The sequence below is a fragment of the Streptomyces sp. NPDC020801 genome, assembly GCF_044334385.1.
Lineage (GTDB): Bacteria > Actinomycetota > Actinomycetes > Streptomycetales > Streptomycetaceae > Streptomyces.
In genome coordinates, this window is sequence record NZ_JBIRST010000003.1 from 230,607 (window position 1) to 249,904 (window position 19,298).

At 71.1% G+C, this 19,298-nt stretch carries 16 protein-coding genes; 8 read left to right on the top strand and 8 right to left on the bottom strand.

The genetic code is table 11. The features are described 5' to 3' along the window. The first annotated feature begins 1 nt into the window (after position 1). The 3 genes from ACH4UM_RS08490 to ACH4UM_RS08500 all read left to right on the top strand — a co-directional run bounded on the left by ACH4UM_RS08490 (position 2) and on the right by ACH4UM_RS08500 (position 2,770). Positions 2 to 925 carry an ABC transporter ATP-binding protein gene (locus tag ACH4UM_RS08490; RefSeq protein ID WP_398175427.1) on the top strand — a complete coding sequence of 308 codons (924 nt, stop codon included), beginning with the start codon at positions 2 to 4 and terminating at the stop codon, positions 923 to 925. Between the two features lie 65 nt (positions 926 to 990). After that, positions 991 to 1,707, top strand: coding sequence for an ABC transporter permease (locus ACH4UM_RS08495; RefSeq protein ID WP_398175909.1), 717 nt, complete (start codon positions 991 to 993; stop codon positions 1,705 to 1,707). A 55-nt stretch (positions 1,708 to 1,762) separates the two neighbouring features. Further along, the gene (locus ACH4UM_RS08500; protein WP_398175429.1) at positions 1,763 to 2,770 is read left to right on the top strand and encodes a heme A synthase; all 1,008 of its coding nucleotides are present in this window, start codon (positions 1,763 to 1,765) and stop codon (positions 2,768 to 2,770) included. A 16-nt stretch (positions 2,771 to 2,786) separates the two neighbouring features. Here ACH4UM_RS08500 and ACH4UM_RS08505 read toward each other — a convergent pair whose 3' ends face one another. The 3 genes from ACH4UM_RS08505 to ACH4UM_RS08515 all read right to left on the bottom strand — a co-directional run bounded on the left by ACH4UM_RS08505 (position 2,787) and on the right by ACH4UM_RS08515 (position 5,347). After that, on the bottom strand, positions 2,787 to 3,893 hold the full coding sequence (locus tag ACH4UM_RS08505; RefSeq protein WP_398175431.1) for an amidohydrolase family protein: 1,107 nt from the start codon (positions 3,891 to 3,893) through the stop codon (positions 2,787 to 2,789). Between the two features lie 89 nt (positions 3,894 to 3,982). Next, positions 3,983 to 4,315, bottom strand: coding sequence for a hypothetical protein (locus ACH4UM_RS08510; RefSeq protein WP_398175433.1), 333 nt, complete (start codon positions 4,313 to 4,315; stop codon positions 3,983 to 3,985). A gap of 78 nt (positions 4,316 to 4,393) precedes the next feature. Next, a complete protein-coding gene (locus ACH4UM_RS08515) occupies positions 4,394 to 5,347 on the bottom strand; it encodes a heme o synthase (RefSeq protein ID WP_398175911.1) in 954 nt (317 codons plus the stop codon). Positions 5,348 to 5,757: 410 nt separating this feature from the next. Between ACH4UM_RS08515 and tkt the strand changes: the two genes are divergently transcribed. From tkt to pgl, 5 genes are read left to right on the top strand one after another with little or no spacing between them, the layout of a single operon-like run. Beyond that, positions 5,758 to 7,881, top strand: coding sequence for a transketolase (gene tkt, locus ACH4UM_RS08520; RefSeq protein ID WP_398175435.1), 2,124 nt, complete (start codon positions 5,758 to 5,760; stop codon positions 7,879 to 7,881). A 34-nt stretch (positions 7,882 to 7,915) separates the two neighbouring features. Then, the gene (gene tal, locus ACH4UM_RS08525; RefSeq protein ID WP_398175437.1) at positions 7,916 to 9,034 is read left to right on the top strand and encodes a transaldolase; all 1,119 of its coding nucleotides are present in this window, start codon (positions 7,916 to 7,918) and stop codon (positions 9,032 to 9,034) included. A 4-nt stretch (positions 9,035 to 9,038) separates the two neighbouring features. Beyond that, on the top strand, positions 9,039 to 10,577 hold the full coding sequence (gene zwf / locus ACH4UM_RS08530; protein WP_398175439.1) for a glucose-6-phosphate dehydrogenase: 1,539 nt from the start codon (positions 9,039 to 9,041) through the stop codon (positions 10,575 to 10,577). Then, a complete protein-coding gene (gene opcA / locus ACH4UM_RS08535; protein WP_398175441.1) occupies positions 10,574 to 11,626 on the top strand; it encodes a glucose-6-phosphate dehydrogenase assembly protein OpcA in 1,053 nt (350 codons plus the stop codon). Before zwf ends, opcA begins: the two co-directional genes overlap by 4 nt. Continuing rightward, complete coding sequence (gene pgl, locus ACH4UM_RS08540; RefSeq protein WP_398175443.1) at positions 11,623 to 12,405, top strand: 6-phosphogluconolactonase; 783 nt, start codon at positions 11,623 to 11,625, stop codon at positions 12,403 to 12,405. Before opcA ends, pgl begins: the two co-directional genes overlap by 4 nt. Positions 12,406 to 12,536: 131 nt before the next feature. Here the strand turns inward: pgl and ACH4UM_RS08545 are convergent, their stop codons facing one another. The 5 genes from ACH4UM_RS08545 to ACH4UM_RS08565 all read right to left on the bottom strand — a co-directional run bounded on the left by ACH4UM_RS08545 (position 12,537) and on the right by ACH4UM_RS08565 (position 19,247). Next, a complete protein-coding gene (locus ACH4UM_RS08545; protein WP_398175445.1) occupies positions 12,537 to 13,376 on the bottom strand; it encodes a carbohydrate ABC transporter permease in 840 nt (279 codons plus the stop codon). Then, positions 13,373 to 14,740 carry an ABC transporter permease subunit gene (locus ACH4UM_RS08550; protein ID WP_398175447.1) on the bottom strand — a complete coding sequence of 456 codons (1,368 nt, stop codon included), beginning with the start codon at positions 14,738 to 14,740 and terminating at the stop codon, positions 13,373 to 13,375. Before ACH4UM_RS08550 ends, ACH4UM_RS08545 begins: the two co-directional genes overlap by 4 nt. Positions 14,741 to 14,746: 6 nt before the next feature. Then, positions 14,747 to 16,078, bottom strand: coding sequence for an ABC transporter substrate-binding protein (locus ACH4UM_RS08555; protein WP_398175449.1), 1,332 nt, complete (start codon positions 16,076 to 16,078; stop codon positions 14,747 to 14,749). A gap of 94 nt (positions 16,079 to 16,172) precedes the next feature. After that, the gene (locus tag ACH4UM_RS08560) at positions 16,173 to 17,807 is read right to left on the bottom strand and encodes an alpha-amylase family glycosyl hydrolase (RefSeq protein ID WP_398175451.1); all 1,635 of its coding nucleotides are present in this window, start codon (positions 17,805 to 17,807) and stop codon (positions 16,173 to 16,175) included. Between the two features lie 168 nt (positions 17,808 to 17,975). After that, positions 17,976 to 19,247 (bottom strand): ABC transporter substrate-binding protein, encoded by a 1,272-nt coding sequence (locus ACH4UM_RS08565; protein ID WP_398175453.1) that lies wholly within the window; start codon positions 19,245 to 19,247, stop codon positions 17,976 to 17,978. Positions 19,248 to 19,298 lie beyond the last annotated feature (51 nt).

Below are 19,298 nucleotides of genomic sequence, written 5' to 3' on the forward strand. Positions count from 1 at the left end.
CATGCGAAGTGAGCCCGTGGTCCAGGTTCAGGCCCTGGTGAAGCGGTACGGCACGAAGACCGCCGTGGACGGCCTCGACCTGACGGCCCAGGCGGGTGTGACCGCCGTGCTCGGTCCCAACGGTGCGGGCAAGACGACGACGGTCGAGACCTGCGAGGGGTACCGGAGGCCGGATGCCGGCACGGTGCGCGTCCTGGGCCTCGACCCGGTCGGACAGTCCGCCGAGCTGAGACCCCGGATCGGTGTGATGCTGCAGTCCGGGGGCGTCTACTCGGGCGCGCGGGCCGACGAGATGCTGCGCCATGTCGCCAGGCTGCACGCACAGCCCCTGGACGTGGACGCACTCATCGAGCGGCTCGGGCTCGGCAGCGGCGGCCGGACCAGCTACCGCAGGCTGTCCGGTGGACAGCAGCAGCGGCTCGCGCTCGCCATGGCCGTCGTGGGCCGGCCGGAGCTGGTGTTCCTCGACGAGCCGACCGCGGGACTCGACCCGCAGGCCCGCCGGGCCACCTGGGACCTGGTGCGCGACCTGCGCACGGACGGCGTGTCCGTGATCCTCACCACGCACTACATGGAGGAGGCCGAGCAGCTCGCCGACGACGTCGCGATCATCGACGCGGGCCGGGTCATCGCCCAGGGCTCCCCGGAGGAACTGTGCCGCGGCGGGGCGGAGAACACCCTGCGCTTCACCGGCCGGCCCGGTCTCGACGTCGGGTCCCTGCTCAAGGCACTGCCCGCCGACTGCTCCGCCGCCGAGCTGACACCGGGCGCGTACCGGGTCACCGGCAGGGTCGACCCGCAACTGCTCGCGACGGTGACGTCGTGGTGCGCCCAGCACGGGGTGATGCCGGAGAGGATCTCCGTGGAGCGGCACACTCTGGAGGACGTCTTCCTGGAGCTGACCGGCAAGGAGCTGCGCTCGTGACCACTGCCACCGGCCCCGCCACGGGCACGTACACCCCGAAGCCCGGCGCGGCCCCGCTGCCCCGCATGATCGCGGCGCAGGCGGTGCTGGAGACCAGGATGCTGCTGCGCAACGGCGAGCAGCTGCTGCTCACCGTGGTCATCCCCACGCTGCTGCTGGTGCTGTTCAGCTCCGTGGACATCGTGGACACCGGCGCGGGCAGGTCCGTGGACTTCCTCGCGCCCGGCGTCCTCGCCCTCGCCGTGATGTCGACGGCCTTCACCGGCCAGGCCATCGCGACCGGCTTCGAGCGGCGCTACGGCGTGCTGAAGCGGCTGGCCTCCACGCCGCTGCCCCGCTGGGGCCTGATGGCCGCCAAGACGGCGTCCGTGCTGGTCACGGAGGTCCTGCAGGTCGTTCTGCTGACCGTGATCGCCTTCGCGCTCGGCTGGTCGCCGCACGGCAACCCGCTCGCCGTGCTCCTGCTGCTCGTCCTCGGCACGGCCGCCTTCTCCGGGCTGGGCCTGCTGATGGCGGGGACGCTCAAGGCCGAGGCCACGCTGGCCGCCGGCAACCTGGTCTTCCTGCTGCTGCTCGTCGGCGGAGGGGTGGTCGTGCCGCTGGCCAAGTTCCCCTCCGGAGTCCAGCACGTGCTGCAGTTCCTGCCCATCTCCGCGCTCTCCGGCGGGCTGCGGGACGTGCTCCAGCACGGGGGCGGCATGCCCTGGGGCGACCTCGGCATCCTCGCCGCGTGGGCGGTCGTGGGGCTGGCGGCCGCCGGGAGGTTCTTCCGCTGGGAGTAGGGAGGCAGGGCATCCGGTGGACCCTCGTGAAAGCGTGCACAAGCAGCCGCCTACGATGGGACGCGTGCCAAATCTGACCCGCGCCGACGCCGTGGCCGCCGCGCGCAACCCGCTCGCCTTCATCGCCGCACGCTGGACCCCGCACCCGAGGACCGTCCAGCGGGCGGCTCTCGCCGCGCTCGCCATGGGCGTGATCATCGTCGTCACCGGTGGCGCCGTCCGGCTGACCGGCTCGGGCCTCGGCTGCCCGACCTGGCCCACCTGCACCGACGACTCGCTCACCACCACCCGGGCGATGGGTCTGCACGGCGTCATCGAGTTCGGCAACCGGATGCTGACGTACGTGCTGTGCGCGGCCGTCGGCTGGGCGATCATCGCCGCGCGCTCCCAGAAGCCGTGGCGGCGCAGTCTGACCCGGCTGGGCTGGGCGCAGTTCTGGGTCGTCATGGGCAACGCGGTGCTCGGCGGCGTCGTGGTGCTCGTCGGCCTGAACCCCTACACGGTCGCGGCGCACTTCCTGCTGTCCACGGCGCTGATCGCGGTCGCCACGGTGATGTGGCAGCGCACCCGCGAGGGTGACGCGGCGCCGCGTCCGCTGGTCGGCACGGCCGTGCGGCAGCTGGTGTGGTTCCTGGTCGCCGCGAGCGTGCTGCTGATCGCGGTGGGCACGGTGGTCACCGGCGCGGGTCCGCACGCGGGCGACTCCAAGGAGGTCGACCGGATCCCGATCGACTGGGAGACAGTCGCCAAGCTGCACGCGGTGCTCGCCTGGATCGTGGTGACGCTGACGTTCGCCCTGTGGTTCGTCCTCAAGGCCGTCGACGCCCCCAAGGGCCCACTGCACCGCACCCGGGACCTGTTCCTGATCCTGCTCGGTCAGGGCGTCATCGGCTACGTCCAGTACTTCACGCACCTGCCCGAAGTGCTGGTCGCGCTGCACATGCTGGGCTCGTGCCTGGTGTGGGTCGGGGTGCTGCTCGTGCTGCTGTCGCTGCGTCAGCGGCCGGAATCGGTGGCCGACCTGCCCGGTCCCTCCGCCGAGGCGACCCTGACGAAGGCCTAGGCACGGGCCCGCGGGCTCACCCCAGCCCGTACACGCGCCGCGCGTTGCCCGCCGCGACCATGGCGGCCACCCGCTGCGCGTCCCCCCGCGACCAGGCCCCCTCGGCGACCCAGCCGCCGAGCACCCGGCCCAGCGCCTGGGTGAACAGCCGGGCCCCCACCACGTGCAGTTCGGGCAGCCCGTGCGCGCCGCTGGAGAAGAGGATCTTGCCGAAGGGGGCCAGCTCCAGGATCTCGGCGAGGATCGTGGCGGCCCGGGCACCGGTGCGCACCAGGGCGGCGCCCGAGTCGGCGTACACATGCGGGAAGACGCCGGCGAGATGGGCGGCGTGGCGGTGGAAGGGATAGCCGTGCAGCAGCACGAGGTCCGTGCCCAGGCCCGCCGTCGCCCGTACGAAGTCCGTGAGCAGGACCGGATCGGTGCGGTCGATGCGCAGGCCGGGCTCCCCGAGGCCGGCGTGCAGCTGGAGCGGACGCCCCGAGGCGACCGCGATCCACAGCAGGTGCCGCAGCAGCACCGGATCGCTCAGCTCCCCGCCGACCCGCCGCCCGGCCAGCCAGCGGCCCGCCGCGCCCCGCACCTCCCCCGGTCCCGGCGGCTCGGGCGCGAGCGCCAGACCGTGCCGTACCCCGGCCACCGAGGTGAAGGCGACAACGTGCGCGGCGGCACCGTGCACCGACTCGGCGAGGTTGGCGAGGAAGGACTCGACGGTGCCGGAGGTGTCCGCCACCTGCTCCGCCAGGAGTTCCAGGCGCACGATCTCGTGGGCGGTGGCGTCTGCCGTGGACGCCATCTCGCCGGGCCCGGTGAGGTCTCCGGGCAGTCCCGTGTCGACGAGGTAGGTCGTGATGCCGCTGCCACGCAGCAGCCTGCGGCCGGCCTCCAGGACACCGAGCTCACGGCGCCGGGCGAGATAGCGCGCGGGCGGGCAGTGCGGCTCCAGACCGAGCAGCGGGGGGCACCAGCGGCGCACGGCGAAACCGGTCTGGGTGTCGAAGAGGGTGGTGCCCGGCGCGGGCGGGCCCTCGGTCCGGGCCAGCTGGGCCTCGAAGGTGCCGAGGCCCAGCTCCGTCCTCAGTACGCCGTGGCAGTACTGGTCCACGAGGGACGGCGTCTCGATCATCCGGAATCCCCCTGACTGGACCGTGTCCCCGGGCCGTTTCCTCGGTGGCCCCTACGGTCCTAACGGGTGAACCCGGTGTCAGGTGTTGCTCAGGAGTTGCTCGGGCCGCCGACCTGGATCCCCGCCATGCGGCTCCACTCGTACGGGCCCGTCCTGACCTTGGCCGCGAACTCGCCGTCGAACTCCGCGTGGACGGTGATTCCGGACTTCTCCACCGCCTTCTCGGCGATGGCGTAGGTGGGCGCCACGATGTCGCCCCAGGTGCCGTCCTCGCCGACGAGGACGATGCGGGCGCCGCGCTCCCCGATGTACGCGACCTGCCCCTCGGCCCCGCCGTGGGCCTTGGAGAAGGAGCCGATCCGCTGGGCGAGTCGGGTCGCCTTGCGCTCGGCCTTGGGGTCAACCTGCTGCGTGTCTGCCATGGTCAGGATGCTACCGACGGGTAGATCAAACGGCGACGGGATGGGTGCGTGGTTTTGACCACGCACCCCCGAGCGGGGTCATCGCAGGAAGGGGTCCACCGCCACCGCCACGAACAGCAGCGACACATAGGTGATGGACCAGTGGAACAGGCGCATCTCCTTGAGCTTTCCGCCGGTCGCCTCGGCCCTGGCCCGGTTCTGCAGCGCGTGCGCCTCCCACAGCCACCAGCCGCCCGCCGCGAGCGCCACCGCCGTGTAGAACCAGCCGGTGTAGCCGAGGGGCGTCAGCAGCAGCGAGACCCCCACCATCACCCAGCTGTAGATCACGATCTGCCGGGCGACGACCTTGTTGGAGGCGATGACCGGCAGCATCGGCACGCCCACGCGCGCGTAGTCGTCCTTCACCTTCATGGACAGCGGCCAGTAGTGCGGCGGCGTCCAGAAGAACATGACGAGGAAGAGGACGACCGGCGCCCAGGACATCGAGTTCGTGACCGAGGACCAGCCGATCAGCACCGGCATGCAGCCGGCGATGCCGCCCCAGACGATGTTCTGCGAGGTACGCCTTTTGAGGATCATCGTGTAGACGACGACGTAGAAGAGGAGCGCTCCGAGCGACAGCCACGCCGACAGCCAGTTGACGGTGAGTCCGAACAGCAGCGTCGAGACGACCGCAAGCGTGATGCCGAAGGCGAGGCACTCGCGCGGGCTGACCATGCCGGTCACCAGCGGCCGTTGCGAGGTGCGGTCCATGAGCGCGTCGATGTCCCGGTCGATGTACATGTTCAGCGCGTTCGCGCCGCCCGCCGACAGGTAGCCGCCGACGCAGGTGAGCAGGACCAGGCCCAGGTCGGGCACCCCCTGCTGCGCCAGGAACATCACCGGGACGGTGGTGATCAGCAGCAGCTCGATGATCCGCGGCTTGGTCAGCGCCACGAACGCCTTGACACGGGCCCCGAACGGCCGGTGGCTCGACTGGTGGCTCGCATCGAGCAGCCCCGCTGGACGGGATTCGACGGCCGTCACGCACACCCCTGACAGAGACATCCCAGCGAGCCCCCACCATGTGAACTCACGGTAAGGGCTCGCGCGTACCACGCCACTGTAGACGTTGCCCAGACCCGGACATTCGCGGGGGTGGGGTCGTGTTGGCGGACGTGCTTGGAGGTGCCTGCCGGAGGCCGTTCGGGCGACCGTCCGACGTGCGTGCGGGGGCTCGATTGAGCGATCGGATGAGCGGCCCCGTATTCATGTGCCGAACAGGGATACCAGCCAGTGGGGAGGCGGATCTCATGGAGTCCCCTCACTCTGGAATGACGCGGAAAAACGCACGTTCTTACGGGATAGGCTCGGCAGCGGCCGGCCGACGCCGAGAACGCCGGCAGCCGGTGCGCGGGCACGTACACCGGCATCCGACATGTGGAGAGGAGCCCTGACCCAGGGTGAGCACCAAGCCGACCACCACAGACCTCGAGTGGACCGAGTTGGACCAGCGCGCGGTGGACACCGCGCGCGTCCTGGCCGCCGATGCCGTACAGAAGGTCGGCAACGGCCATCCCGGCACGGCGATGAGCCTGGCTCCCGCCGCCTACACCCTCTTCCAGAAGGTGATGCGGCACGACCCGGCCGATCCGCAGTGGGTGGGGCGCGACCGCTTCGTGCTGTCCGCCGGCCACTCCTCGCTGACCCTCTACACCCAGCTGTACCTGGCCGGCTTCGGCCTGGAGCTGGACGACCTGAAGTCGTTCCGCACCTGGGGCTCCAAGACCCCGGGCCACCCGGAGTACGGGCACACCGCCGGCGTGGAGACCACGACCGGCCCGCTGGGCCAGGGCGTGGCCAACGCCGTGGGCATGGCGATGGCCGCCCGCTACGAGCGCGGCCTGTTCGACCCCGAGGCCCCGCAGGGCGAGTCCCCGTTCGACCACTTCATCTACTGCATCGCCGGTGACGGCTGTCTGCAGGAGGGCATCTCCGCCGAGGCCTCCTCGCTGGCCGGCCACCAGAAGCTCGGCAACCTGATCCTGCTGTGGGACGACAACCACATCTCGATCGAGGGTGACACCGAGACGGCCGTCTCCGAGGACACGGTGAAGCGCTACGAGGCCTACGGCTGGCACGTGCAGCGCGTCGAGCCCAAGGCGGACGGCGACCTGGACCCGCAGGCGATCTTCGCGGCGATCCAGGCGGCCAAGGCGGTCACCGACCGGCCGTCCTTCATCGCGATGCGCTCCATCATCGCCTGGCCGGCCCCGCACGCACAGAACACCGAGGCCGCACACGGCTCGGCGCTGGGCGAGGAGGAGGTCGCGGCCACCAAGCGCGTCCTCGGCTTCGACCCCGAGCGGCACTTCGAGGTCTCCGACGAGGTCCTGAACCACACCCGCGGCGCTCTCGAGCGGGGCCGCCAGGCCCGCTCCGAGTGGGAGAAGTCCTTCCAGGTGTGGCGGAACGGCAACGCCGAGCGGGCCGCCGAGTTCGACCGCATCGCCAAGGCCGAGCTGCCCACCGGCTGGGACGAGAAGATCCCGGTCTTCGAGACGGGCAAGGGCGTCGCCACGCGCGCCGCCTCCGGCAAGGTGCTCCAGGCGCTCGGCGAGGTGATCCCCGAGCTGTGGGGCGGCTCCGCCGACCTGGCCGGCTCGAACAACACCACGATCGACAAGACGTCGTCGTTCCTGCCCGAGGGCAACCCGCTGCCGGAGGCCGACCCGTACGGCCGCACCATCCACTTCGGCATCCGCGAGCACTCGATGGGCGCGGAGCTGAACGGCATCACGCTGCACGGCAACACCCGCGTCTACGGCGGCACCTTCCTGGTGTTCTCCGACTACATGCGCAACGCCGTGCGCCTGTCGGCCCTGATGCACCTGCCGGTGACGTACGTGTGGACGCACGACTCCATCGGCCTGGGCGAGGACGGCCCCACCCACCAGCCCGTCGAGCACCTCGCGTCGCTGCGCGCCATCCCGGGTCTGAACATCGTCCGCCCGGCCGACGCCAACGAGACCGCGATCGCCTGGCGCGAGATCCTCACCCGCTGGACCAAGGAGTACGGCAAGGGCGCGCCGCACGGCCTCGCGCTCACCCGCCAGGGCGTTCCGACGTACGAGCCCAACGACGACGCAGCCAAGGGCGGTTACGTCCTGTTCGAGGCCGAAGGGCCCGAGGGGCGGAACACCGAGCCGCAGGTGATCCTGATCGCCACCGGTTCCGAGGTGCACATCGCCGTCGAGGCGCGCGAGCAGCTCCAGGCCGACGGTGTGCCCACGCGGGTCGTGTCCATGCCGTCCGTGGAGTGGTTCGAGGAGCAGGACCAGGGGTACCGGGAGAGCGTGCTGCCCACGGCCGTGCGGGCGCGCGTCGCGGTCGAGGCGGGCGTCGGTCTCACCTGGCACAAGTACGTGGGAGACGCCGGGCGCATCGTTTCCCTGGAGCACTTCGGTGCTTCGGCCGACGGCAAGGTGCTCTTCCGGGAGTTCGGCTTCACTGCCGAGCACGTCGCCGCCGAGGCGAGGGAATCGATCGCCAAGGCCCGGGAATCCCTCGCCGCCGCCCAGCGCTGACGCTCACACACGACACGTAGGAGATGCAATTTCCATGACAGACGCACTGAAGCGCCTCTCCGATGAAGGCGTCGCGATCTGGCTGGACGACCTGTCGCGCAAGCGGATCACGTCCGGCAACCTCGCCGAGCTGATCGACCAGCAGCACGTCGTGGGCGTCACCACCAACCCGACGATCTTCCAGAAGGCGATCTCGCAGGGCGACGGCTACGACCAGCAGGTCGCGGACCTGGCTGCCCGCCGGGTCACCGTCGAAGAGGCCATCCGCATGATCACCACGGCGGACGTCCGGGACGCCGCCGACATCATGCGCCCGGTCTTCGACGCCACCGACGGCCAGGACGGCCGGGTCTCCATCGAGGTCGACCCGCGCCTGGCGCACAACGCCAGGGCGACGGTCGCCGAGGCGCGGCAGCTGGCCTGGCTGGTGGACCGCCCGAACACCCTCATCAAGATCCCTGCCACCGAGGCGGGCCTGCCGGCGATCGCCGAGACCATCGGCAACGGCATCAGCGTCAACGTCACGCTGATCTTCTCGCTGGAGCGCTACCGCAAGGTCATGGACGCCTACCTGACGGGCCTGGAGAGGGCCAGGGAGCGCGGCCTGGACCTGTCGAAGATCCACTCGGTGGCGTCCTTCTTCGTCTCCCGGGTGGACACCGAGATCGACCGGCGGATCGACGAAATGGGCACCGACGAGGCCAAGGCGCTGCGCGGCAAGGCGGGCGTGGCCAACGCGCGCCTGGCCTACCAGGCGTACGAGGAGGTATTCGCCTCGGACCGCTGGAGCGCACTGGAGAAGGCGGGCGCCAACCGGCAGCGTCCGCTGTGGGCCTCCACCGGGGTGAAGGACAAGGCGTACAAGGACACCATGTACGTCGAGGAGCTGGTCGCGCCGAACACGGTGAACACCATGCCGGAGGCAACCCTGGAGGCCACCGAGGAGCACGGCGAGATCCGCGGCGACGCGGTCACCGGCACCTACGAGCAGGCACGCGCGGACCTCGACGCGCTGGAGAAGATCGGGATCTCCTACGACGAGGTGGTCCAGGTCCTGGAGGACGAGGGCGTCGAGAAGTTCGAGGCCTCCTGGAACGACCTGCTGAAGTCGACCGAGGCGGAGCTGGAGCGCCTCGCCCCCTCGGAGGGCTGAGACCTTGGCCCCCCTCTCCGGCACCGGAGCGAACCCGCTCCGTGACCCTGCCGACCGACGGCTCCCGCGTGTCGCGGGGCCGTCGGGCCTGGTCATCTTCGGCGTCACGGGCGACCTGTCCCGCAAGAAGCTCATGCCCGCCGTGTACGACCTCGCCAACCGGGGTCTGCTGCCGCCGGGCTTCTCCCTGGTCGGCTTCGCCCGCCGCGACTGGGAGCACGAGGACTTCGCCCAGGTCGTGCATGACGCCGTCAAGGAGCACTCGCGCACGTCCTTCCGCGAGGAGGTCTGGCAGCAGCTCATCCAGGGCATGCGCTTCGTGCAGGGCACGTTCGACGACGACGACGCCTTCGAGCGGCTGCGCGGGACGATCGAGGAACTGGACAAGGCGCAGGGCACGGGCGGCAACTTCGCCTTCTACCTCTCCGTGCCGCCGAAGTCGTTCCCGCTGGTCATCCAGCAGCTGAAGAAGCACGGGCTGGCCGACCAGTCCGGCGGCTCCTGGCGGCGTGCGGTCATCGAGAAGCCGTTCGGCCACGACCTGAAGTCGGCCGAGGAGCTCAACAAGGTCGTGCACGAGGTGTTCGCCTCGGAACAGGTTTTCCGCATCGACCACTACCTGGGCAAGGAGACCGTCCAGAACATCCTGGCGCTGCGCTTCGCCAACCAGATGTACGAGCCGATCTGGAACCGGTCGTACGTGGACCATGTGCAGATCACCATGGCCGAGGACATCGGCATCGGCGGCCGGGCCGGCTACTACGACGGCATCGGTGCCGCCCGCGACGTCATCCAGAACCACCTGCTGCAGCTGATGGCGCTGACCGCCATGGAGGAGCCCGCCTCCTTCGGCGCGGCCGCGCTGGCCGCGGAGAAGGAGAAGGTGCTCGGCGCGGTCCGGCTGCCGAAGGACCTCGGCAAGTCCACCGTGCGCGGGCAGTACGCGGGCGGCTGGCAGGGCGGCGAGAGGGTCATCGGCTACCTCGAGGAAGAGGGCATCGACAAGAAGTCGAAGACCGACACCTACGCGGCGGTCAAGCTGGAGATCGACAACCGCCGCTGGGCGGGTGTGCCGTTCTATCTGCGCACCGGCAAGCGGCTGGGCCGCCGGGTCACCGAGGTCGCGGTCGTCTTCCAGCGGGCCCCGCACTCCCCCTTCGACACGATGGCCACCGAGGAGCTGGGCCAGAACGCGATCGTCATCCGCGTCCAGCCCGACGAGGGCGTCACCGTCCGCTTCGGCTCCAAGGTGCCGGGCACGTCGATGGAGATCCGGGACGTGTCGATGGACTTCGCCTACGGCGAGTCCTTCACCGAGTCCAGCCCGGAGGCGTACGAGCGGCTCATCCTGGACGTGCTGCTGGGCGACTCCAACCTCTTCCCGCGCACCGAGGAGGTCGAGCTGTCCTGGAAGATCCTCGACCCGATCGAGGCGTACTGGGACAAGCACGGCAAGCCCGCGCAGTACCCGTCGGGGACGTGGGGGCCCGCCGAGGCGGACGAGATGCTCGCACGAGACGGACGGAGCTGGCGCCGGCCATGAAGATAGATCTGACCGACACCACGGCCGGCAAGATCAACAAGGCGCTGGTGAAGGGCCGCCGCGCCATCGGTACCCCGGCCGTCGGCATGGTGCTCACCCTGGTCGTCGTCACCGACGAGGAGAACGCCTACGACGCCCTGAAGGCGGCGAACGACGCCTCGCACGAGCACCCCTCGCGCACGCTGGTGGTCATCAGGCGCGTGTCGCGCACCCCGCGCGACCGCACGTCCTCGCGCCTGGACGCCGAGGTGCGGGTGGGCGCGGACGCGGGCACCGGCGAGACGGTGGTGCTGCGGCTGTACGGCGAGGTCGTCGAGCACGCCCAGTCGGTGGTCCTGCCGCTGCTGCTGCCGGACGCCCCCGTCGTCGTCTGGTGGGCGGTGAACGCCCCGCTGGACCCGGCGAACGACCCGCTGGGCGCCCTGGCCCAGCGCCGCGTCACCGACACCTACGCCTCCGCGGAGCCGGTGCGGGAACTGGCGGCACGGGCCGAGGCGTACAGCCCGGGCGACACGGACCTGTCGTGGACCCGCATCACGCCGTGGCGTTCGATGCTGGCGGCGGCCCTCGACCAGGTCACCTGCGAGGTCAGGGCCGTCGAGGTGGAGGGCGAGGAGTACAACCCCAGCTGCGAGCTGCTGGCGATGTGGCTCGCGGACCGGCTGGAGGTGCCGGTACGGCGCTCGCTGTCCACCGGGCCGGGTCTGACCGCGGTCCGCATGGACACCAGCTGCGGCCCGATCAAGCTGGACCGGGCCGACGGCAGGCTGGCGACGCTGTCCATCGAGGGTCAGCCGGAGCGTGCGGTGGCGCTGAAGCGCCGCGACACGGCCGAGCTGATCGCGGAGGAGCTGCGGCGGCTGGACCCCGACGACACCTACGCGTCGGCGCTGCGCTTCGGCGTGGACCGGCTGGCCGGCTCGCGGGCCCCGGCCGGTGAGCCGGTCGCGGTGCCCACGCCCGAGGAGGAGGCGGTGAAGGCCCCGGCGGGGCGGGCCGCCGCCAAGACGGCCCGCAAGGTCCCGGAGCGGAAGGCGGCGGCGAAGTGAGCACTCCACAGCTGGTCGTCCACCGCGACAAGGAACTGATGGCGCAGGCCGCCGCGGCCCGCCTGATCACGAAGATCGTGGACGCGCAGGCCTCCACGGGCTCGGCGAGCGTGGTCCTGACGGGCGGCCGCAACGGCAACGGCGTGCTGGCCGCGCTGGCGGCGGCGCCGGCGCGCGACGCGATCGACTGGGGCCGGCTCGACCTGTGGTGGGGCGACGAGCGGTTCCTCCCCGAGGGCGACCCCGAGCGCAACGTCACTCAGGCCCGCGAGGCGCTGCTGGACTCCGTGCCTCTGGACCCCAAGCGCGTGCACCCCATGCCCGCCTCGGACGGCCCCTGCGGCGCGGACGTCGAGGCGGCGGCGGAGGCGTACGCCGGGGAACTGGCCCGCGCGGCCGGTCCCGAGAACCACGGCGCGGTCCCGACCTTCGACGTCCTGATGCTGGGCGTCGGCCCGGACACCCACGTCGCCTCCCTCTTCCCGGAGCACCCGGGAGTGCGGGAGACCGAGCGCACGGTCGTCGGCGTCCACGGCTCCCCCAAGCCCCCGCCCACCCGCGTCTCCCTCACCCTGCCCGCCATCCGCTCGGCCCGCGAGGTCTGGCTCCTGGCGGCCGGCGAGGACAAGGCGAACGCGGTGGCGATCGCCCTCTCGGGCGCGGGCGAGATCCAGGCCCCGGCAGCGGGCGCCCAGGGCCGCGCCCGCACCCTGTGGCTCCTGGACACGGCGGCGGCCTCGCAGCTGCCGAGGTCGCTGTATCCGCCGGCTTCGGCGTAACGGGGGTGCGGCGGCGGTCCTCCCACCGCCGCGGCCCCCGTGTCCCGGCCGCCCGTCCGGGGGGTCCCCCTGCTCACAGAGCCTGCGGGAGACCGGGGACGAGGCCGTTGCGGCCGCGCCCCACCGCACCCTCACTTCACCGACCCCGCCATCACCCCCTGCACGAAGTGCCGCTGGAAGGCGAAGAAGACGACCACCGGCACGATCAGCGACAGGAAGGCTCCGGGTGCCAGCACGTCGATGTTGCTCCCGAACTGACGGATCTGGGACTGCAGTTCCACAGTGAGCGGCTGCGAGGAGCTGTCCGCGAACAGCAGCGCTACCAGCATGTCGTTCCACACCCACAGGAACTGGAAGATGGCGAGGCTGGCGATCGCGGGCCGGCCGACCGGCAGGACGAGCTGGACGAAGATGCGCCACTCGCTGCCCCCGTCCATCCGCGCCGCCTCCAGCATCTCCTTCGGCATCTCCGCGAAGTAGTTCCGCAACAGGAACACCGCGAACGGCAGTCCGTAGGCCACGTGGAAGAGAACGACCCCCGGAATCGTGCCGAACAGGCCCAGCGCGCCGAAGAGTTTGGCCACCGGCAGCAGACCGATCTGCACCGGCACCACCAGCAGGGCCACCACCAGCAGGAAGAGCGGCTCGCGGAGCGGGAAGTCCAGCCAGGCGAAGGCGTATCCGGCGAGCGCCGCGATGACGACGACGAGGACGGTCGCCGGCACCGAGATCAGCACCGTGTTCCAGAAGGCCTGGGTGATGCCCGCGTTCTTCAGCAGGGCCGAGTAGTTGCCGAAGGACAGCTGCCCGGGACTGGTCAGCGTCGTCCACCAGCCGCCCTTCGCGGTGTCCTGGGCCGACCGCAGCGAGGAGACGAACAGCCCCGCCAGCGGGGTCAGCCAGACCAGGCCGATCACCACGAGGAAGGCCTGCACCAGCCCGTTGCCCAGACCCCTCCTGACCGCGTTCATCGCTGACTCCTTCGGAAACGGCGGACGTTGAAGACCATCGCGGGGACCACCAGCAGCAGGAGCAGCACGCCGAGCGCGCTGCCGAGGCCCTGGTTGTTGCCACCGCCGAAGGACACCAGCCACATCTGGGTCGCCAGCACCGTCGCGTCCTCCTGCACCGGGCCGGGCGCGATGATGTAGACGAGGTCGAAGACCTTCATGACGTTGATGACGAGGGTGACGAAGACGACCGTGAGGACCGGCGCCAGCAGCGGCACCGTGATGCGGCGGAAGATCTGCCACTCGTTGGCCCCGTCCATCCGCGCCGCTTCCAGGGCGTCCCGCGGCAGCGTCGACAGACCGGCGCCGATCAGGACCATCGCGAAGCCGGTCCAGATCCACAGGTACGCCCCGATGATCGCCGGCGTGACGAGCGTCGGGCCGAGCCAGGAGATGCCCTGGTACGGCGGTGCGAAGTTGGATTCCGGCAGCTTCAGCGTGTACGAGCCCGCGTGCAGACCCGGGAAGCGGAAGGAGCCGTCGGAGGCCGTCGTGGTGCTGGAGACCGTGCGCCCGTCGCGCACCGCCTCGACCGTCATCCCGGGCAGCCCGCTCTCCCGCCGGTCGACCTTGCCCCGGGTGCCGCCCCCGCCGGGGGTGAAGTCCAGGTAGACGACACCGCGCACCTCGTCCGAGGCGGCCTTACGCCCCGCCGCCGGGTAGGCCGGCGCGGCACTCTTGGGCAGGTCCTTGGGCAGCACGCCGACCATCGGGAGCGTCACCGTGTCGCCCGGGGAGGCGCTCCGGGCCGTCAGGTACGAGCCGTCGCGGCCCTGGGTCAGCAGGCCCTGGCGGGCACGCGCCGTCGGATACGACGAGGTGCCGTTGAAGACGTCGTGGACCGAGACCGCGGCGGCGTTCAGCACGCCCTTGTTCGGGTCCTCGTCGTAGGCGAGGCGGAAGATGATCCCGGCGGCCAGGAAGGACACCGCCATCGGCATGAAGAGCAGCAGCTTGAACGCGGTCGCCCAGCGGACCTTCTCCACCAGGACGGCCAGGATCAGCCCGAGCCCGGTCAGCAGCGCCGGGGCCACCACCACCCAGATGGTGGTGTTGCGGATGGCCTTGAGCGTCGCCGGGTCGCGGAACATCTCGGTGTAGTTCTCACCGCCGACGAAGCGGGTGCCGGAGGCGTCGAAGAAGCTCCGGCCGACGGAGAACAGCACCGGGTAGACGACGAGCGCACCGAGCAGGAGCAGCGCGGGGAGGACGAACAGCAGGGCGACGATGCGCCCCCGCCGCCGCAGTCGCCTCGCCCGGTCGGCGAGCGATGCGGTCGGCGGGGGGCTCGCCCCCTTCTCCTTCGTGAGGGTGGTGGCGGTCATGACGGGTCAGCCCTGGTCCTGGTACGCCTTGGCCGCCGCGGCCTCCAGCTTTGCCGCGGTGTCCTTGGGGTTGGAGGGGTCGCGCAGGAAGTCCTGCAGCAGCTTCCACTCGCCCGCCCCCTTGGTGCCGCCGAAGGCCGCCGGGGCCTGGTCGGACATGTCGAAGCGGACCGAGTCGCCCGCGTCGACGAGGGACTTGGCGGTGGCGCGGGTGACGTCGTCGCTGTAGGAGGCGAGGTCGAGCTTCTTGTTCGGGGACAGGAAGCCGCCCGCCTTCGCCCACACGGCCGCGGCCTCGGGGGTGGCCAGGTACTCCAGGAGCTTCATGCCGGCCTTGGCGTTCTTGCCGTCCTTGAGCACGACGGCCGCGTCACCGCCGCTGACCACCGGCGCCTTGCCACCGTCGACCGCCGGGAACGGGAAGAAGTTCGCGTCCTTGCCGATGCTCTTGCCGAACTGGTCGTGGGCGACGCCGGCGACGAAGTCGCCCTCGAAGACCATGCCGGCCTGCGGCTTGGGCCCGAACACCTTCTCCACGGAGCCCGGGAAGTCGGTGTTGAGGGCCTCCTTCTGACCGCCCGCGATCAGCTGCTTGTCCTTGAACAGCTTGCCGAGCGTGCCGAGGGCCTTGACCACACTGGCGTCGGTCCACTTCAGCTTGTGCGCGGCGAGGGCGTCGTACTTCTCGGGGCCGGCCTGGGAGAGGTAGATGTTCTCGAACCAGTCGGTGAGGGTCCAGCCGTCCTGCCCGGCGACCGCGAAGGCGGCGAGCCCGGAGTCGGAGACGGTGTGCCCGGCCTTGAGCATCTGGTCGTACGTCGTGGGCGGCTTGACCCCGGCCTGGGTGAGCGCGTCGGGGCTGTACCAGACGGTCGACTTGTGGGCCGCCTTGAAGTAGAGGCCGTAGAGGGTGTCGCCGACGGTGCCGTACTTCTTCCACACCGGCGCGTAGCCGGAGTCCACCGCCTGCTGGGTGGTGGCCGACAGCGGCTTGAGCCAGCCCTTCTTCGCGAACTGCTGGAGCACGCCGACCTGCGGGACCATCACGACGTCGGGGGCGTTGCCGCCCTCGATCTTGCTGCCGACGACGGTGGAGACGTTGTCGCCGGTGGACACGAACTGCGTCTTGGCGCCGGTCTTCGCGGTGAACGCGTCCAGCACCTTCTGGAAGTTCTTCTGCTCGCTGCCGGACCAGACACCGGCCACGGTGACCGTCTGGCCGGTGAGCGGCTTGTCACCGCCGCCGGCGGAGACGGGGTCGCCGCCGCATGCGGTCGCGCCGAGCGCGAGGACGAGGGCGGTGCAGCCGGTGAGCAGGGTGGTGCGTCGTCGCATCATCGTTGATGTCCCTTCGGGGATGAGAACTGACGGCCGATCAGGTTGCCGTTGGAGGTTCGGGCGATTGCTGTCGGAGGTTCGGAGGTCGTGGGTCTCAGAGGTCGTGGGTCTCGTCGGTGATCCACCAGGCGGCCGTGGACCCGGAGAGCACTCCGGGCGGGCAGGGGCCGCTGGTCAGCAGGGGGGAGCCGGGAACCGGCGCGGGCGTGGGGGCCGTACCGAAGTTGACGGCGCAGACCAGGCCGTCGCCGCGGACGAAGCCGAGGACGCCGGGCGGGGTGTCCAGCCAGCGCAGTGTGCCCTCGCCCAACTGGGGCAGTGCGGCGCGCAGTTGCAGGCCGTCGCGGTAGAGGTGCCAGAAGGAGCGGGTGTCCGCGAGGGCCCGGTCGGTGGCGTGCTCGGCGAACCACTCGGGCTGCGGCAGCCACGGCTTGGCGCCCTCCGCGCCGGAGGTGAAGCCGAACGGGGACGCCTGGCCGGACCACGGCAGCGGCACCCGGCAGCCGTCGCGTATGCGGGCCCGGCTTCCGGTCCGGCGGAAGATCGGGTCGGTGAGCACGTCGTCGGGCAGGTCGACGACCTCGGGCAGGCCGAGCTCCTCGCCCTGGTAGATGTAAGCGGCTCCGGGCAGCGCCAGCATCAGCAGCGCGGCCGCGCGGGCGCGGGCGGCGCCGAGGCCGCTGCCCCCGGTGGCGGGCTCGCCGTAGCGGGTGACGGTGCGGACCTGGTCGTGGTTGTTGAGGACCCAGGTGACCGTGGAGCCGGTGCCGGCGATGTCCTGCATGGCCTCGGAGACGACCTTGCGGAAGGCGTCGGCGTCCCAGGAGGCGCTCAGCAGATCGAAGAAGAAGGCCTGGTGCAGCTCGTCCGGGCGGACGTACTGGGCGTGCTCGCGGGCGCTGGGCACGGAGACCTCGCCGACGAGCAGGCGCTCGCGGCCGTCGCGTGCGGTGTACTCCTCGCACACCGCCCGCCAGTGCCGCCACACGTCGTGCACCTCTGGCTGGTTCCAGGCGAGGGGGTTGACCGAGTCGCGGGTGCGGGCGTCGGCCTCGGGGTCGTCGGAGTCGGGCAGCTCGGGGTGCTTGTACAGGCCGGCGGCGACGTCGATGCGGAAGCCGTCGACGCCCCGGTCCAGCCAGAAGCGCAGGACGCGGTCGAACTCGGCGGCGACCTCGGGGGTGCGCCAGTTCCAGTCGGGCTGTTCGGGCGTGAACATGTGCAGGTACCACTGGCCGGGGCGGCCGTCCGCGTCGGTGACGCGGCTCCAGGCGGGGCCGCCGAACATGGCGTGCCAGTTGTTGGGCGGCTCGGCGCCGTCGGGGCCGCGGCCGTCGGCGAAGTGGAAGCGGGCGCGGGCCGGGCTGCCGGGCTCCGCGGCGAGCGCCTCGCGGAACCAGGGGTGCTCGCTGGAGCAGTGGTTGGGGACGATGTCGAGGAGCACCTTGACACCGAGCCGGCGGGCGGCCGCCATCAGCAGGTCGAACTCGGCGAGGTCGCCGAAGAGCGCATCGACGTCGCAGTAGTCGGCCACGTCGTAGCCGTGGTCGTGCTGCGGCGAGGGGTAGAAGGGGCTGAGCCAGATCCCGTCGACACCGAGCTTCTTCAGGTACGGCAGCCCGGCCCGGACCCCGGCCAGATCGCCGATGCCGTCGCCGGTGCTGTCCAGGAAGCTGCGGACGTACACCTGGTAGATCACCGCGTCGCGCCACCAACGATGCCTGTTCAACCCATTGCCCTGTCTCTGGTAAGCGGCTGTTATGCATGCATGTTAGGTAGCGGCTTCAGAGCGGTGTCAATGAAATGAACGCAAGCTACTGCACAGTTGACTTCGCGAATGCGGACTTAAAGGGACAAGCAGAGCAGAGTCGTGATGTCCGCGTTACCTAACAAGTAACTATCGACGGGCGATGGCGTCGAGCTCTCGCGCCAGCCGGCGCACGGCCTGCTCCGGCGTCTCGCGCCCGGTCAGCGCGTCGTGCACGACCGCCTGCACCACCAGGCTGACCTGGTCGTAGTGCGGGCTCTTGGGGCGCGGCGCGGCCGCGAGCACGGCGGCGCGCAGGGTCGGCAGATAAGGGAACTGCCGCATGAGGGCGGGGTCTTCGTAGAGCGCGGCGCGCACGGGCGGCAGCGCGCCCCTGGTGAGCACCTGGCGCTGGACGGGCGCGCTGGTGAGGTACGCGAGGAGGCGCGCGGCCGAGTCGGGATGCCGCGCGTGGGTGTTGACGGCCAGGTTGGAGCCGCCGAGGACGCTCGTCCCGGGACCGTGCGGCCCCGGCAGGGGGACGGCGCCGATCTTCCCGGCGACCTTCGAGCCCCTGGCGGAGGCGACGGCATAGGCGTAGGGCCAGTTGCGCAGGAAGAGGAGACGGCCGTCCTGGAAGGCCTGCTTGGACTCCTCCTCCTTGTACGTCAGCGCCGCCCTGGGTATCCAGCCCTCGCGAAAGCCGCGCGCCAGGAAGCCGATGCCCTCGCGGGCCGCGGCGGAGTTGACGGTGACCCGCTCACCCTCGTCGCCGAGGATCGTGCCGCCGGCCGAGTACACCGCCTCGGCCGCGTTGACGGTGAGGCCCTCGTAGGGCAGGAACTGACCCGCGTAGCCGTCGAGTCCGTACTTGGGCGCGATGGTCTTCGCATCGTGCTCCAGCTCGGCCCAGGTGTGCGGCGGCGGGACGCCCTCCTTGGCGAGGACGTCCTTGCGATACAGGAGCAACCCGGCATTCGTCACATACGGCACGGCGTACAGCTGTCCGTCGTAGGTCGCCGTGTCGACGACCGGCGGCAGGAAGGTCCTCAGCGGGAAACGGTCGCGCGGCAGCGGGCGGATCCAGCCGGCCGCTGCGAACTCGGACGTCCAGTTGACGTCGATGTTGAGCACGTCGAACCGGCTGCGGTCGCCGCCGCGCAGATCGGTGATCATCTGCGCGTGGGTCTCGTCGGCGGAGTCCGGCAGCTCGACCAGGGTGACCTTCTCGCCGGGGTGGGTGCGGTTCCAGCCCTGCAGAAGCGGGCTCAGATAGCCGGTGAGGTCCCCGGCGGTGGCCAGGGTGAGCGGCCCGCGCCCGCCGTCCGCCCCCTCGCCGGCGTGGGCGCCCGAGGCGACGTAGCCGGTCATGACCACGACCAGGACGAGAAGGCCCCTACCGGCGGCGCGCATCCACCGCATAGGTTCCTCCTTGCACACCGGCGCCGGGCTTCCTCGCCCGGAGTCAGAGGC